Annotated in this window: 15 protein-coding genes; 8 read left to right on the top strand and 7 right to left on the bottom strand. The window is 68.0% G+C overall.

Annotation, left to right across the window (positions count from 1 at the left end; all coding sequences use genetic code 11):
* Positions 1-15 precede the first annotated feature (15 nt).
* From hemC to ppa, 5 genes are all read left to right on the top strand, one after another.
* A complete protein-coding gene (hemC, locus tag LE190_RS11510; protein WP_225238813.1) occupies positions 16-1065 on the top strand; it encodes a hydroxymethylbilane synthase in 1050 nt (349 codons plus the stop codon).
* The gene (locus tag LE190_RS11505) at positions 1037-1822 is read left to right on the top strand and encodes a uroporphyrinogen-III synthase (RefSeq protein ID WP_225238812.1); all 786 of its coding nucleotides are present in this window, start codon (positions 1037-1039) and stop codon (positions 1820-1822) included. Before hemC ends, LE190_RS11505 begins: the two co-directional genes overlap by 29 nt.
* Before the next feature lie 40 nt (positions 1823-1862).
* Positions 1863-2981: a uroporphyrinogen-III C-methyltransferase gene (locus tag LE190_RS11500; RefSeq protein ID WP_225238811.1), complete on the top strand. Its 1119-nt coding sequence runs from the start codon at positions 1863-1865 to the stop codon at positions 2979-2981.
* A gap of 1 nt (position 2982) precedes the next feature.
* Positions 2983-4179, top strand: a complete 1197-nt coding sequence (locus LE190_RS11495) for a heme biosynthesis protein HemY (protein ID WP_225238810.1) — start codon at positions 2983-2985, stop codon at positions 4177-4179.
* Between the two features lie 132 nt (positions 4180-4311).
* Positions 4312-4851 carry an inorganic diphosphatase gene (gene ppa, locus LE190_RS11490; protein WP_225238809.1) on the top strand — a complete coding sequence of 180 codons (540 nt, stop codon included), beginning with the start codon at positions 4312-4314 and terminating at the stop codon, positions 4849-4851.
* Between the two features lie 85 nt (positions 4852-4936).
* On the opposite strand, the gene LE190_RS11485 is transcribed toward ppa, so the two are convergent.
* From LE190_RS11485 to LE190_RS11455, 7 genes are all read right to left on the bottom strand, one after another.
* On the bottom strand, positions 4937-6016 hold the full coding sequence (locus LE190_RS11485; RefSeq protein WP_225238808.1) for a branched-chain amino acid ABC transporter permease: 1080 nt from the start codon (positions 6014-6016) through the stop codon (positions 4937-4939).
* A gap of 4 nt (positions 6017-6020) precedes the next feature.
* Entirely contained in the window at positions 6021-7061 is a 1041-nt protein-coding gene (locus tag LE190_RS11480; RefSeq protein WP_225238807.1) for a branched-chain amino acid ABC transporter permease, read from the bottom strand.
* Positions 7062-7074: 13 nt separating this feature from the next.
* Complete coding sequence (locus LE190_RS11475; RefSeq protein ID WP_225238806.1) at positions 7075-7800, bottom strand: ABC transporter ATP-binding protein; 726 nt, start codon at positions 7798-7800, stop codon at positions 7075-7077.
* Complete coding sequence (locus tag LE190_RS11470) at positions 7793-8599, bottom strand: ABC transporter ATP-binding protein (protein WP_225238805.1); 807 nt, start codon at positions 8597-8599, stop codon at positions 7793-7795. Before LE190_RS11470 ends, LE190_RS11475 begins: the two co-directional genes overlap by 8 nt.
* Position 8600: 1 nt before the next feature.
* Positions 8601-9803, bottom strand: coding sequence for a substrate-binding domain-containing protein (locus LE190_RS11465; protein WP_225238804.1), 1203 nt, complete (start codon positions 9801-9803; stop codon positions 8601-8603).
* Between the two features lie 20 nt (positions 9804-9823).
* Complete coding sequence (locus tag LE190_RS11460; RefSeq protein WP_225238803.1) at positions 9824-10708, bottom strand: alpha/beta fold hydrolase; 885 nt, start codon at positions 10706-10708, stop codon at positions 9824-9826.
* Between the two features lie 119 nt (positions 10709-10827).
* Positions 10828-13116: a TonB-dependent receptor gene (locus LE190_RS11455; protein ID WP_225238802.1), complete on the bottom strand. Its 2289-nt coding sequence runs from the start codon at positions 13114-13116 to the stop codon at positions 10828-10830.
* Between the two features lie 283 nt (positions 13117-13399).
* Here LE190_RS11455 and LE190_RS11450 point away from each other — a divergent pair, with 283 nt between their 5' ends.
* The 3 genes from LE190_RS11450 (at position 13400) to LE190_RS11440 (ending at position 16003) form a co-directional block, all read left to right on the top strand.
* The gene (locus tag LE190_RS11450; RefSeq protein WP_224945739.1) at positions 13400-14293 is read left to right on the top strand and encodes a LysR family transcriptional regulator; all 894 of its coding nucleotides are present in this window, start codon (positions 13400-13402) and stop codon (positions 14291-14293) included.
* 173 nt (positions 14294-14466) lie between these two features.
* Positions 14467-14607: a hypothetical protein gene (locus LE190_RS11445; protein ID WP_225238801.1), complete on the top strand. Its 141-nt coding sequence runs from the start codon at positions 14467-14469 to the stop codon at positions 14605-14607.
* Positions 14608-14797: 190 nt separating this feature from the next.
* Entirely contained in the window at positions 14798-16003 is a 1206-nt protein-coding gene (locus LE190_RS11440) for an alpha/beta hydrolase-fold protein (protein ID WP_225238800.1), read from the top strand.
* The last annotated feature ends 32 nt before the right edge of the window (positions 16004-16035 follow it).

Here is a 16035-nt window from a genome sequence, read left to right as displayed (position 1 = left end):
GTCCTGGTGGGCCAGATGACAGTGAAAGAATCCGTGTTGAATGCAAATGAACCGGCGCCAGTAGCGCCCCTGGCGCCTGCGAAACTGACGCCGTTAAAGCTGATTATCGCATCCCGCGAGAGCCGCCTGGCAATGTGGCAGGCCGAGCATGTGCGCGAGCGCCTGGCCGCCCTGTATCCGCAGTGTAGCGTCGAAATTCTCGGAATGACAACACGGGGCGACCAGATCCTCGACCGCGCGCTGTCGAAGGTGGGCGGCAAGGGCCTGTTCGTGAAGGAACTCGAAGTGGCGATGGCCGAAGGCCGCGCCGACCTGGCGGTGCACTCGCTGAAGGACGTGCCGATGGAGCTGCCGCAGGGCTTCGGGCTGGCCGCCGTGCTCGAGCGCGAAGACCCGCGCGACGCGTTCGTGTCGAACGACTACGCCAGCCTGGCCGAGCTGCCGCCGGGCGCGGTGGTCGGCACCAGCAGCCTGCGGCGCCAGGCCCTGATCGCGGCGCGCTATCCGCAGCTGGTGATCAAGCCGCTGCGCGGCAACCTCGACACCCGCCTGGGCAAGCTCGATCGCGGCGAATACGCGGCCATCATCCTGGCCGCGGCCGGCCTCAAGCGCCTCGGCCTGCCACAGCGCATCCGCGCGCTGCTGGAACCCGAGGACAGCCTGCCGGCGGCCGGCCAGGGCGCGATGGCGATCGAGATCCTGGACGCTCCGCGCAGCGACGGCGTCGACCTGCGCGCGCTGCTGGCGCCGCTGAACCACGAGGCCACCGCGCGCGCCGTCGCGGCCGAGCGCAAGGTCTCGAAGCTGTTCGGCGGCAGCTGCCAGATCCCGCTGGCCGCCTTCGCCACCGTGAGCGGCGCCACAATGCGCCTGCGCGCCATGGTCGCCACTCCCGACGGCGGGCGTACCGCGCGCGCCGAAGTGGCCGGCTCCTGGGAACACCCGGAATTCCTGGGCGAGCAGGTGGCGATCCTGCTCGAGGACCAGGATGCGCACGCGATCCTCGACGCCTGCCGCCAGGAAGCCGCCGCCGACGATGCCAGCTCCCCCGGCCAGGATGCCTGAACGGGCGGTCGTCATCACCCGGCCGCGGGCCCAGGCCGAAGGCCTGGCACAGGCCGTCGCCGCGCGCGGGCGCCGCGCCGTGGTGCTGCCGCTGCTCGAGATCGCGCCGGTCGAGGATGCCGCGCCGCTGCGCGCCGCGCTGGCCACGCTGGCTTCGTGCGCACTGGTGGTGTTCGTGTCGCCGAACGCGGTCGATGCCGCGTTCGCCCACCTCGCCACCTGGCCGGCCGGGGTGCCGATCGGCGTGGTCGGGGAGGGCAGCCGGGCCGCGCTGGCGCGCCACGGCGTCACGGGCGACCAGGCCACGATCCACGCGCCGCAGGATCCGGCCTGCAGCGATTCCGAACACCTCTTGGCCAGCCTCGACCTGGCTGCCCTGGCCGGCCGCCGCGTCCTGATCGTGCGCGGCGACGGCGGGCGCGCGCTGATGGCCGACACGCTGCGCGCGGCTGGCGCCCTGGTCGAGACGGTCGCCGCCTACCGGCGCAGCGTGCCGCGCCTGGACGCCGCGCTGGCGGCCCGGCTGGCCGCCTTGCTGGGCGGCACGAACGACTGGATAATCACGAGTTCGGAAGCGCTGCGCGGGCTGGCCGGCCTGGTGCGCGAACTCGATCCCCGCGCCGGGATGGAGGCGCTGCGCGCCCAGCACCTGATCGTGCCGCATGCGCGCATCGCCGAGACGGCGCGCGCACTGGGCTGCACCCAGGTCACCCTGGCCGGTTCCGGCGACCTCCGCTTACTTGAGGCACTCCACTGAGCATGCACTGAGGCGCCCGGCGCCGCGCTACAATCACGGTATGAACGAACAAGCAAACCCACCAGACCAGAACATCCCGGCCAGCGCCCCGCAGAAAGCGGCGATCCAGCCGCCGGCCGGCCCAGGCCTGCTGCAAACGCTGCAGCGCCCGCTGCCCGCCGCGGTCGCCATCCTCGCCCTGCTGCTTGCGGTGCAGGCCTGGAGCTCGCACAGCCGCATCAACACGCTGCGCCGCGACATGGCGCAGAGCCTGCAGAAGGGCAATGCGGTGAACGCCGAAACCGCGGCGCTGGCGCGCGAGGTTTCCGACACCGCCAAGGAGCTGCAGATCAAGGTCGGCGTGCTCGAAAGCCGCCAGTCGGAAGCCCAGACCCAGCAGCTGGCCCTGGAACAGCTCTACCAGGACCTGTCGAAGAACCGCGACGAGTGGGCGCTGTCGGAGGTCGAGCAGGTCTTGAACACGGCCAGCCAGCAGCTGCAGCTGGCCGGCAACGTGCAGGGCGCCCTGATCGCACTGCAGAACGCCGACCGCTCGCTGGGTCGTTCCGACAAGCCGCAGTTCCTGAACATCCGCCGCGCGATCGGCGCCGACATCGAGCGCCTGAAGGCGATGCCGGCGGTCGACCTGGCCGGTGTCGCGCTGCGCCTCGATAACGTGATCGCGCAGGTCGACACGCTGCCGATGCTGTCCGACGAAAAGCCGCTGCTGCCGGCCGCGCCGGTGCGCAGCATGCGCCAGGGCGCCTCGGCCACTCCCGCCGCGCCGGAAAACCTCGGCCTGGGCCAGCGCATGCTGCAAACCTGGCGCAACTGGAGCCAGGAGATGTGGGACGACGTGCGCCAGCTGGTGCGCGTGCGCAGCGTCGATACGCCGGAGGCGCTGATGCTCTCGCCCACCGAGTCCTTCTTCGTGCGCGAGAATCTCAAGCTGCGCCTGCTGAACGCGCGCCTGGCCCTGCTGTCGCGTAACGAAGCGGCCTTCCGCGACGACCTGGGCAGCGCCCAGGCCATCCTGCTCAAGTACTTCGACACGCGCGCCCGCGCCACCCAGTCGGCGCAGAATGCGCTGCGCCAGGTGCAGGCGAACAACCTGACGATCGAGATGCCGACCCTGTCCGAGAGCCTGAACGCGGTGCGCAACTACAAGGCGAAGCAATAAGATGCGGCTCCTTCTCTGGCTCGTCGCCCTGATGGCCGCCGCCATCGGCATCGCCGTGACGGCGCGTTTCAACCCGGGCAATGTGGTGCTGTTCTATCCGCCGCACCGGCTCGACATGTCGCTCAACCTGTTCGTGGTGCTGCTGGTGCTGCTGTTCGCGCTGGTCTACGGCCTGGTGCGCGCGGTCAAGTCGACCATGAACATGCCGCAGCGCGTGGCCGCCTACCGCCAGCGCAAGCGCGAGCGCGAAGGCAACAAGGGTTTGCGCGATGCGCTCAAGGCCTTGTTCGAGGGCCGCTTCGGACACGCCGAAAAGGCGGCCATGCGCGCCGCCGAGCTGCCGGAAAACGCCGGCCTGGCGGCCCTGATCGGGGCCCGCGCCGCGCACCGCATGCGCGAGCCAAGCAGGCGCGATGCCTGGCTGGCTGGCATCGCCCACGACAACGCGCTCAAGACCGCGCGCCTGATGACGGTGACCGAACTGCTGGTCGACGATCACCAGCCGGAAGCGGCGCTGGAGGCGGTGGCCGAACTGAATGCCAGCGGCCAGCGCCATATCCACGCGCTGCAATGGTCGATGAAGGCCAACCAGCAGGCCCGCAACTGGCCCGAGGTGCTGCGCCTGGTGCGTATCCTCGACAAGCGCAAGGCCCTGCATCCGGCGCTTTCCAGCCGCCTGCGCGAGCTGGCCCACGAATCCCTGCTGGGCGAGGGCGGCCACGATGCCGAGTCGATCCGGCGCGTGTGGGCCGGCGTGCCGCCCGCCGAACGCACCATCCCCACCATCGCCGCGCGCGCGGCGAATGCCTTCAATGCCTGCGGCCTGCACGACGAGGCAAGAGTCGTCGCCGAGGAAGCGCTCAAGGCCAACTGGGACGACTGCGTGGTGCGTGCCTACCGCGAGGCGGCGGGCCCGTCCGGCTCGCCCTCGCTGCTGGCCCAGATCGAACATTGCGAAACCTGGCTCCGTGAGCGTCCGCAGGATGCCGAACTGGCGTTGACCCTGGGCTCGCTCTGCCTGAAGCAGAAGCTGTGGGGCAAGGCCCAGCGCTACCTGGAGCAGGCGCTGTCGGATGCCACCGAAGGCGACATGGTGCGCGAGGCGCACCTCAAGCTGGCGCAGATGCACGAGGCGCTGGGACAGGAAGCGGAAGCGGCCAGGCATTACCGGCAGTGCGCGCTGGCCAGCATCCTCTGAACCTGGCCGGCGCCAGAACCGCCCAGAACCGCCCAGCACCGGCAGGCCAGACGCCCCGCGCAGCGCGCCCAGGTCTTGCCGGATTCGCTATAATGACGCCCTTTATCCAAACTTCCGCAAGCAAGGAATCCCATGAGCCTGAATAACGTCCCAGCCGGCAAAGACGTGCCGAACGACTTCAACGTCATCATCGAGATCCCGATGAACGCCGATCCGGTCAAATACGAGGTCGACAAGGACAGCGGCGCGATCTTCGTCGACCGCTTCATGGGCACCGCCATGCACTACCCGTGCAACTACGGCTACGTGCCGCAGACCATCGCCGACGACGGCGATCCCTGCGACGTGCTGGTGGTCACCCCGTTCCCGCTGCCGCCGGGCGTGGTGGTGCGCTGCCGCGCGCTGGGCGTGCTGAAGATGACCGACGACGGCGGCGGCGACGCCAAGGTGATCGCGGTGCCGGTCGAGAAGGTGCTGCCGATGTACAAGAAGATCCAGAAGCTGGACGACCTGGAAGAGCTGCGCCTGCAGCAGATCCAGCATTTCTTCGAGCACTACAAGGACCTCGAGCCGGGCAAGTGGGTCAAGATCGAAGGCTGGGCCGATGCCGAAGCGGCCAAGGCCGAGATCACCAATGGCGTCGAGGCGTTCAAGCGCAAGGGCCAGGCATAAGCCGCTGCCAGCGCGGCCATGAAAAAAACCGGCGCCCTTGCAAGGGGCGCCGGTTTTTTTTTGTCGGGCTTTGCCGTGGCCGGCCTCAAGGCTGCCGTGCCGCCAGGCTGCGCAGGCGCAGCTTGCCGACGATCCCCACCGGGAAGAAGTAGATCGACAGGATGAACAGCACGCCCAGCCACAGCATCCAGCGGTCCGGATGCAGCAGGGCCGCCAGCAGCGGCACGCCGGCCAGCGCTTCCGAGCCGGCGCCCATCAGGCCCTGCAGGTAGTTCTGGGCCAGGATGAACAGGACCGCGCCGACCACCGCGCCGTACATGGTGCCCATGCCGCCGATGACGACGATCAGGAGGATGTCGGTCATCACCTTGAAGCCGAGCGAAGTGTCCGGTCCGACGTAGCGCAGCCAGAGCGCCATCAGGGCGCCGGCCAGGGCCGCCACCAGCGCCGCCAGGCAGTTGGCCCAGATCCGGTAGGTCATGGTGCGGTAGCCCAGCGCCTCGGCGCGGAACTCGTTCTCGCGGATCGCCTGCAGCACCCGGCCGAAGGGGGAATTCACCACCCGCAGCAGGAACAGGAACAGCACCAGGCAGCCGAAGAACACCAGGTAGTAGCTGAGCAGCTTGCCGTCGATCGAGCGCCCGAACACCTCGTTTTCCATCAGCGTGAAGCCGGGCGTGAGCACTTCCGGCACGCTGAAGGTGATGCCGTCCTCGCCGCCGGTGAAGTCCGACAGCTGCGAGGCCAGCACGGCAAAGGAAGAAGCGACAGCCAGCGTGATCATGGCGTAGAAGATGGCGCGCACGCGCAGGGCGAACAGGCCGACCACCAGGGCCAGCGCCAGTGCCAGCAGCAGGGCGATGCCCAGGCCCGTCAGGGCCGCGCTCCAGGTCGGCTCGTCCACGCGCGCCAGGCCAAGGCCGATGCCATACGCGCCGATACCGTAGAACATGGTATGGGCGAAGGAGACGATGCCCGTATAGCCCAGCAGCAGGTCGTAGGACGCGACCAGCACGATGTAGATGCAGATCGTGGCGGCCGTGTTGAGCGGACGCGCGCCCGAGGTGAGGAAGGGCGCGAAGGCCAGTCCGAACAGGATCAGGAGCAGGACGCCCGACAGCAGGCGGCTGCGCGGCATGTCGGCGGAAAGAAGTCGGTGCAGCATGTGTTCAACCCCGCATTTTCGAGTACAGGCCGGCCGGACGCCACAGCAGGATCGCGATCATCAGGATGATGTTCGAGACCAGCGCGATCTTGGGCGCCAGGAAGCCGGCATAGTTGGCCACCAGCGCCATGAGCAGGGCGCCGATGAAGCAGCCGCCCACCGAGCCGAGGCCGCCGATGATGATGACGATGAAGATCATGACCATGATCTCGCCGCCCATGGCGGCGGTCAGGGTTTCCTTGTACAGGCCCCACAGCACGCCGCCCATGCCGGCCAGCGCCGAGCCGGCCGCGAACACGGTGACGAACAGGCGCTTGATGCGGTAGCCGAGCGCTTCCACCATCTCGCCGTTTTCCACGCCGGCCCGGATCAGGAGGCCGATCTTGGTCCGGTTCAGCAGCAGGAACATGCCCACGAAGACCAGCAGGCCGATTACCACCGCCACCAGGCGGTACTTCTCGATGGCGGCGTCGCCCAGGAAGATGGCGCCGCGCAGGGCGGTCGGCAGCGGCAGGGCCACCGTCTCGGCGCCCCAGATCACGTGGATCAGCTGCTCGACCACGATCATGCCGCCCATGGTGACCAGGATCTGTTTCAGGTGCTGGCCGTAGACCGGCATGATGATCAGGCGCTCGAACGCCCACCCCATCAGGGCGGTGACCAGCATCGCGACCGTGATCGCCAGCGCCAGCACGCCCAGGTTGAGCAGCAGCGAGTCGACCTCGAGCCAGCCGCGCATCGGCAGCAGCACCAGGGTGGCGGCGAAGGCGCCGACCGACACGAAGGCGCCGTGGCCGAAGTTCAGCACGCTCATCAGGCCGAACACGAGGGTCAGGCCGCTGGCCATGATGAAGATCATCATGCCCATCGCCAGGCCGGCGACGCTCAAGGTGACCCAGGTGGGAAAGCTGCCGACCAGGGGCAGCATGGCCAGCATCAGGGCCGGCACCAGCAGCAGCGGCGCCAGGTCGCGAGGCGCCTTCGGCAGGGGCGCGCTCTGTTGCTGCGGGGTGTCCGTGGCGGGGACGGGAAGGGAAGCGCTCATGGTGGATCGGTCCTCATTGGTGGGAGTCGAGCGACAGGCCGAGCAGGCGCTGCTGCAGGTCCTCGTCGCCGGCCAGCTGGGCCATCGCGCCGGTATGCACGACGTGGCCGTCGTCCATCACGCCGACCGTGTCGCCCAGGGTGCGCACGAAATTGAAGTTCTGCTCGACCAGCAGGATGCTGGTGCTGGTGTCCTTCAGCTCGCGGAAGGCCGCCATCAGGCTCTGCACGATGGCCGGTGCCAGGCCCTTGGTGGGTTCGTCGACCAGCAGCAGCTTCCTCGGCTCGACGATGGCGCGGGCGATCGCCACCATCTGCTTCTGGCCGCCGGACAGGTTGCCCGCCGGGTAGTGCCAGAATTTCTTCAGGGCCGGGAAGAAGCGGCAGATCCAGTCCACCCGCGCCTCGTCCAGCGGGCCGTTGCGGGCGGCCAGGTAGAGGTTTTCGCGCACGGTGAGGTCGGAGAACACGGCCATGCTTTCCGGGACGTAGGCGATGCCCAGGCGCGCGATGTCGGGCGTGGCCATCTTCGTGATGTCGTGGCCGTCGAACACGATGGAGCCGCTCGACGCCTTCCACAGGCCCATGATGGTGCGCAGGGTGGTGGTCTTGCCGGCGCCGTTGCGGCCCAGCAGGACCGCCAGGCCGCCGCGCGGCACGGCCAGGTCGACGCCCTGCAGGATGTGGTACTGGCCGATGTGGGTATGCACGCCGGCCAGGCGCAGTATCGGTTCAGGCATGGGCGGCGTCCGGTGCGGGTTCGGGTGTTCCAAGATAGGCTTCCTGTACGATCTTCGATTGCATGACTTCCTGCGGCTTGCCGTCCGCGACCAGGGTGCCGTTGTGCAGCACCACGATGCGGTCGGCCAGGGCGCGCACCACGTCCATCTTGTGCTCGACCAGCAGCACGGTCTTGTTGCGCTCGGCCTTGACGGCATGGATCAGGTCGAGCACCACCGGCACTTCGTCCACGCTCATGCCGGCGGTCGGTTCGTCGAACATCATGATCTCCGGTTCCAGCGCCAGCAGGATCGCCACTTCCAGCTTGCGCTGGTCGCCATGCGACAGGGTGCGTACCCAGGCGTCGCGGCGCTTGACCAGGCCCACGCGCTCCAGGTAGTGCTCGGCGCGCGCGATCGGCTCGTGGTGGCTGGACCAGACCGAGAACAGCTTCAGGCCCAGGCCGGCGCGGCTTTGCACCGCCAGGCGCACGTTCTCCATCACCGTGAGGTTGGGGAACAGGTTGGTCAGCTGGAAGGCGCGGCCGATGCCCATGCGGGTACGGCGGGCGGCGCCGGCACGGGTCAGGTCCTGGCCCTTGACCAGCACGCGGCCCGAGGTGGCGGGCAGCTGGCCCGAGACCAGGTTGAAGTAGGTGGTCTTGCCGGCCCCGTTGGGGCCGACGATCACGGTCAGGGTGCCGGGATAGAAGTCCGCCGTCACCGCGTTCACCGCGACGTGGCCGCCGAAGCGCACGGTCAGGTCGCGGGTCGAGAGCGCCGGCGCGGCGCTGGCTTGCGCAGTGCTGTGAACCGTCATGTCAGCGCTTGTTCCGCACCGGCAGCGGCAGTTCGGAGACCGGGATCTCGCGCACCAGTTCCAGCAGATCCCACTCGCTCTTCTGGTCTTTCTTGATGCGGAAGTGGTACATCGGCTGCAGTGCCTGGTGGTCTTCCTTGCGGAAGCTCATCCGGCCTTTCGGCGTGTCGAAGGCCATGCCTTCCATCGCCGCCACCAGCTCGTCGCCGTTCTTCGCGTTCGGCGCCTTCGACAGCGCCGCATGCACGGCGCCCGCCGCCGCCATGCCGCCGGCGGTGAACATATCCGGCGGCATCTTGTAGCGCTTGGTGTGTTCGGCTACCAGCCAGTCGTTCATCTTGTTCTTCGGGAAGCCGTAGTAGTAATAGATCGTGCCTTCGGTGCCCGCGAAGCTCTTCCAGGTCTTCATCACCGGCAGGATGTTGCCGCCCGGGGCCAGCGCGATGCCATAGCGCTCGGGCTTCATGTCGGCCAGCTTGTTCAGCGGGTTCGGGCCGGCCCACACGATCTGCAGCACGCGCGGCTGCGGCTTGTCCTTCAGCTTGTCGAACAGGCGCTGGGCCGGGGCGGTGAAGTCGGTGGCGGTGGCCGGCGCATATTCCTCGTGCACCACCACGCCCTTGCTGCCGGTCGTCTTCAGCGCTTCCTTGGCGGCCGCGATGGCGTCGCGTCCGAACGCGTAGTCCTGGGCCAGGAAGCCCACGCTGCCGCTCTTGAAGGTGCTGGCCGCCGCCAGCGCGTCCTGCATCGAGCTGCGCGCGGTGCGGAACACGTACTTGTTCCACTTTTCCTGGGTGATGGCGTCGGCCACGGCCGGCTCCACGATCAGGACCTTCTTGTATTCCTTCGCCACCGGCAGCATGGCGATCGCCGAACCGGAGGACGTGGTGCCGACCGCGAGGTCGACCTTGTCGTCGCCATAGGCTTCGGCCAGCAGCGTGCGGCCGAGCGACGGGTTGGACTGGTCGTCCTTGACGATGACCTTGATTCTCCGGCCATTGATCTGCATGGTGCCGCCGGTGAGGTACTCCAGGCCCATCATGAAGCCGGTCTCGGTCTCCTTGGCGTAGGCTTCGAGCGGGCCGGTCTTGCCGGCGATGAGGGCGATCTTCAGGTCCTTGCCCTGCGCCTGCGCGCTTGGAGCGGCGCCGGCGGCGAAGGCCGCGAGCATGGCTGCGGCCAGGGGGGTGATCAGGTGCTTCATGTAGTCTCCTCGTGATTCTCTTACGGTAGCTTGGACAGGAAGGCGCGGATCGCCTCCAGCGCTTCCGGCTCGGTGAGCATGGGCGCATGGCCGACGTCCGGCACTTCCACGTAGTGCAGTTCCGGCGCCGCCTTGCGCATCCATTCGGCCTGTTCGGTCTCGACCAGGTCGGACAGCGCGCCGCGTACCAGCAGGGTAGGACGGTGCCGCGCCAGCCGGCGGAAGGCCATGCGCGCCGCGAGCGAGGTCGGACGCAACGCGCCGGTCTGGATCGCGGTCGCGATATGCGGATCGTAACGCAGAGCCAGCCTGCCGTCATCCCCGGGGGCGAAGGCGCGCCGCGCCCATTTGTCCCATTCCTCGTCGCCGTTGGCGGGGAAGGCGCAGGCGTTGATGTCACGCAGGTAGGCGGCCGCTTCCTCCCACGACGACAGCGTGCTGCAGCGGCCCGCATAGCCGGCAATGCGCCGCAGGCCGCGTACCGACAGCACCGGGCCGACGTCGTTGAGCACGGCGGCGGCGATCAGGTCGAGCCGGCGCGCGGCCAGGGTCATGGTGATCAGGCCACCCATCGAGGTGCCGATGAAGACCGCCTGGCCCAGGCCCAGTTCGTCCATCAGCGTGATGATGTCGCCGGCGTAGACCATGGCGTTGTAGTTGGCCGGATCGGGGTCGTGCGCGGACTGGCCGCGCCCGCGCACGTCGACCGCGATCACGCGGCGGCCGCTGGCGGCCAGTGCGGGCGCGAGTTCGTCGAAATCGGCCGAATTGCGTGTCAGGCCGTGGATGCAGATCACCGGCAGGCGCGCCTCGGCGCCGTGATCCGTGCCCGCAGGCGGATAGTCACGCGCATACAGCGCCAGCCCGTCGCTGCTGGTGTACCTGATGGGAGTAAAAGTGGACACGCTGGCTTATATCCTGTGAGTCGTTCTGGGTCGGCCGAAGCCGTTCCGTAGGGCGGCACCCGCCCCGGCCGGCGCCGCGCGGGCGCCAGCCAGGGGAACTGCCGGTGTGGCCGGGAAGCTTAGAAGCGGTACTCGAGCGTCGCCGAGACCTGGCGCGGGTTGCCGTAGAAGGCGGTCAGGGTGCCTTCGAAGCCCAGGGTCGGGAACAGGTAGCCGCCGGTGCGGTAGTGCTTGTCGCTCAGGTTCTTGCCGTGCAGGCCGGCACGCACCTTGCCGTCGCTGCGGGTCCAGACGATGCTGGCGTCGTACAGCTTGTACGATTCCTGGTCCAGGGCCGAGGCGGTCTCGAACTGGGCGGTGGCACCCTTGTAGGCGGCGCTGCCGATCAGCGACAGCTTGCCGCCGTAGCCCATCACCGGCATCGGGATGTCGTAGTTGAAGCGCAGGTTGGCCGAGTTCTTCGGGGTGTTCTGGAAGCGGCGCTGGCTGGCCACGTTGACGCCACCCGCGAAGTATTCCTTGTACTCGGCATCGATGTAGCTGTACATGCCGGCGACCATGAAGTTCGGGGTCAGGTTGGCCACGGCTTCCAGTTCGGCGCCCTTGATCTTGGCCTTGCCGGCGTTGGTGGTGACACCCGCGAAGCTGTCGTCCTTGCCGTCGCCGTTGGTGTCGATCGCCACGGAACCCGGGATCTGCACGTCCTGGTAGTCGCTGTAGAACACCGCCGCGTTGGTGGTAATGCGGCCCTTGTAGAAGGCCGACTTCAGGCCCAGCTCGTAAGTCTCGATGGTTTCCGGCTCGTAGCCGCGCTTGGCCACCGCCAGCGGCAGGTTGGTGCCGACCATATTCAGGCGCGGCTCGAAGCCGCCGCCCTTGAAGCCCTCGGAGTAGGACGCGTACACGTTGTGGTCCTGGTTCAGCTTGTAGTTCAGGGCCAGGCGCGGGGTGAACTTCTTGTCCTTGCGGCTCAGGACGCCGCCACGCAGGTCGGTGTCAGTGCGGAACAGGATGGCGCCGGTTGCGCCCAGCGCCGGCGTGCCGCGGTTGCCCAGGTAGATCTGGCGCAGCACTTCGGCATCGCGCTGGTCGACGGTATAGCGCCCGCCCAGCGATACGCTGAAGGCGTCGGTCACGTTGTAGCTGCCGTCGGCGTAGATGGCCCAGGCCTTGGTGTCGATGTTGCCCATCGTGTAGGTCGAGGTCGGGACGGCGCCGCCCAGGATCGTGTCGAAGTGGTTGAAGGCGTTGGCGTCGATGTAGTAGATGCCGGCCACGCCGGCAAGCCGCTCGCCGGTATAGGTCAGGTTGAATTCCTGGCTGAACTGCTTGTTGGTGTACAGGGCCGGCACTTCCATGTCGACCACGGCCAGCGAGTCGAAGTCGATCGGGGCGTACGACTTGTCCTTGCGCGAGGCGGTGATCGACTTGAAGGTCCAGTCGTCGCTCAGGGTGTACTCGACGGTCGCGGACACGCCGTGGGCCTTGACTTCCTGGTCATGGCCGAGCGCCTTCATCAGGTTGGCGCGGGTGTCGTAGACATTCGAAAGGATCGGTGCGCCGCTGGTGCGGCCGACGATCAGGCGGTGCCCGTTCTTCGGGCTGGAATCGTCCTGGGTGATGTCGCCGGCGATGCGGATGAACAGGTCCTGGTTCGGCGTGAACTCGGCCGACAGGCGCGCCGCGGTGACATCCTTGTCGTAGTTTTCGCCGCCGGTGGTCAGGTTCTTGCCGAAGCCGTCGCGCTTGAAGCGGGCGAAGGTGCCGCCGATGCGTGCGCTTTCCGCGATCGGGGTGCTGGCGGTGGCGACGATTTCCTTCTGGCCGTACTGGCCGATGGTGGCGCGCAGGCGCGCATCCGGCTGCGGGGCCAGCTTGCGGGTCACGTACTTGACCGCGCCGCCGATGGTGTTGCGGCCGTACAGCGTGCCTTGCGGGCCGCGCAGGACCTCGATGCGTTCGACGTCGTAGATGTCGGCCACCGCGGCCTGCGGACGGGCCAGGTAGATGTCGTCGATGTAGATGCCGACACCGGCCTCGAAACCGGCCAGCGGGTCGGCCTGGCCGACGCCGCGGATGAAGGCGGTCAGGGTCGAGTTGGTGGCGCGCGAGGCTTTCAGGGTGGTGTTCGGCAGTGCCAGGGCGAGGGCGGTGATGTCCGGGGTGGCGGTCTTCGACAGCTGGTCGGCGCTGAAGGCGGTCACCGAGACCGGGACGTCCTGCAGGGATTCCTCGCGGCGGCGGGCGGTCACGACCACTTTGTTCACGCCTTCTTCGCTGGTGGCCACCGGCGGCGCGCCGGTCGCTTCCTGGGCCAGGGCAACATTGCCGCCGGAGAGCACGAGCAGGGCGACGGCGGACTGGATGGCGGGGTTCAGCAGCTTCAGTTTGTTCTTGGTCAGACGCATTCTTGTCTCCTAATTTTTGATGGCGGCATGCGTTCAGGTTTTCGCATGACCGGCAGTGTGCCTCGCTCGAGTCTGCTTAGATAGTCAACAATCGCCCACCCCTTTGTGCAAAAATGCACAGCCTACTGCACCAGGCCCGTGCGAGCCCGTACACAGGAGGACGGCGTATGCAGTTGCGGTAGTGCACCGTTTGCAGGCGGCAGGAAGGCAGGTGCACCGGAGGATTGCAGGGGCAATGTGCACTGGTGCACAATATGTCACATTGACATCAGACAATAGCCAAATGAATACGTTGCCCGAGTGGACAGACTTGCGCTTCTTCCTGGAACTGGCGCGCGCCGGCACCCTGTCCGGCGCCTCGCGCCGGCTGGAAGTGGAGCATACGACCGTGGCGCGCCGCATCGATCGCCTCGAAACCCAGCTCGGCTCCACCCTGTTCGACCGTTCGCGCGAAGGCTATGAGCTGACCGAGGTAGGCCAGGCGCTGCTGCCGCATGCGGAGGCGATGGAAGGGGCGGCGCTGGCGGCGGCCGAGCAGATCGGCGGCGCCGAAGTGGCGGCGCACGGGGTGGTGCGCCTGGGCGTGCCGGAAGTGTTCGGGGTACGGGTGGTCGCGCCGCTGCTGGCGACCCTGCTGGAGCAGCATCCGGACCTGTCGATCGACCTGCTGAACCTGCCGCGCTTCGCCAACCTGGCCAACCGCGAGGCAGACCTTGGCGTCATGCTCGATCCGCCCACCACCGGCCGCTACATGGTGACGCGCCTGGCCTCCTTCCACTTCTACCTGTACGCCTCGCCCGGCTACCTGGCGCGGCATCCGCCGATCCGCACCCAGGCCGACCTGGCCCACCACGATTTCGTCGACTATGTGCAGGACCGGCTGGCTAGCCGCGAACTGTCCTACCTGAACGAACTCGGCTTCACGCCGCGGCGCCGCATCTGCTGCTCGGGCATGACCGGGCAGCTGGAAGCGGCCTCGCTCGGCATGGGCCTGATGATGGCGCCACCCTATGCGATCCCGGCCGACGGGCGGCTGGTACGGGTGCTGCCCGGCTTCCAGGCCGAGCGCTCGTTCTGGCTCGCCGCTCCCACCGACCTGTACCGGCTACGGCGGGTGAAGGTGGTGTGGAACCTGCTGCGCGAATGTGCCGAGAGCCATCCGGACTTGTTCGTGTGAATACCAGATGAAATAAATATTCATCATATAAATAACTGGTATGGCGAACCGGAATTGGCAATGTAGCCGGCAAAGGCCTATAAAGGTGCTTATCGGCGATCCTTGCTGGATCCTGCCGAATCCCAGCGGGGCCGCATCCGACCTGGCCCCGCACCAATACCGAGGAGTCGATCATGAGGCATATCCTGAAGGCCGCCGCAGGCATGTTGGTGTCGGCTGCCGATGGCCCCGTCATGCGCGTGCTGCGCAAGGGCGCCGCGCTGTCCGAGCCCTTCCACGTCGAGTTCCGCTCCTGGCCGGACGGCTGGCGCTGATACTGCAGGGAGCTGGAGAAGGGCCGGGCCGCATCGCGTTCCGGCCCTTTTCGCGACGGCCGCCGGCCCACGGCGCCGGCATCGGCGTCGAGCTGCGGGGCGTGGAAATGCGAGGATATTGACGGTGCTCGGCTGGCTATACTCGTTCCATCGCCCTGATGTTAGCCCAGCCCCAGCCCCAGCCCCTGCCATGACCTTGCCGCCACCCCTGCCAGCGCCATCTGCCCGCTTCCTGAAGGCGCTCGCCGCCTGTTGCCTGTCGCTGGCCGCGCTGTGTTCCGCGCCGCCTGGCGCGCAGGCCGAGGAGCGCTTCATTCCCGACGACCTGCGCGCCTGCGCGCCCCAGCTTCCCGCGGACGGCTATGCCATGCCGTGCAAGGCGCCGCTGTCCAGTGCGGAACGGGCGGCGCTGGCAGGCAGGCTCGGTGAGCGCGGCTTCGCCTACTCCGTCGAGGGCGATTCGCTGCTGCTGGTGCTGAAGATGGCCGCATCCGCGCTGCCTTATCCACGCGGTCCGTACATCTGCTGCGAGATCCAGGCCTACCTGGACCCGGCGGGCACCGATCTGCATGCCGCCCGGATCCGCTGGAACCGGATGCCGGAAGCCTTGCTCGACCTGCATCTGCTGGACGTGCAGGACAGACCCGACGCCATCGTTCGCCACCGCGGCTCGCCCGCGTTTGTCATGCCCGCCGCCGGGCCGGCGCAGCAAGCACTGGCCGCGGCCGGCATCGCCGTGGTCACCGAAACCATCGACGCCGGGCCCGTGCTTGGCCGGCGCAAGCTGACGGTCGCCACCGGTGCCCGTTGTACCGCCACGCTGGACGGCTGCACCGTGGTCTACATGCCGGATGGAGGGAGCACGGCCAGCCTGGTGCGCAATGCCCAGGACAACGGCGCCGACATGCACGGTTTCGTGGTCGTCGGCCTGCACAATGCCGAGACCGATCCGATCGGATCGCGCATCGGCGAGCTGCTGGCCGGCCAGGAGCCCGCGCGCCACCAGGCCTACCTGCGCTTCATGGTGGAGCAGCTGCCGGCCCGCATCGAAGGCGGCGCCAGGCCGCGGCGCCGCCTGGCGGCCGGCTACTCGAACGGCGGGGCCTGGGCCTTCGAAGCCATGCAGGCCCATCCCGGCTGGTTCGATGGAGCGATCGTGATGTCGCCTGCCATGACCGCGCCGCCGCAAACCCAGCGCCTGGATGGCCACCGCGTGTTCATCGGCGCCGGTTACATGGAGCCGCGTTTCCATGCGAAAGCCGTGGCGCTGGCCGCCGACCTGAGGGCGCGCGGCGCCGAGGTCGGCGAACGCTACGTCCCGAGTGGCCACAGCATGAACACCTGGGTCAATGTGTGGAATGCGGCGATCACGGCGCTGAACGCGCAGGCGCGGTAAGGGCCGGCGGGCGAGCCTCGCGTGCCGGCGTC

The sequence above is a fragment of the Massilia hydrophila genome (assembly GCF_020208145.1).
GTDB classification, from domain to species: Bacteria; Pseudomonadota; Gammaproteobacteria; order Burkholderiales; family Burkholderiaceae_D; genus Telluria; species Telluria hydrophila.
Note: the sequence above shows the minus strand (reverse complement) of the source record. Positions and strands in the feature narration are given on the sequence as shown.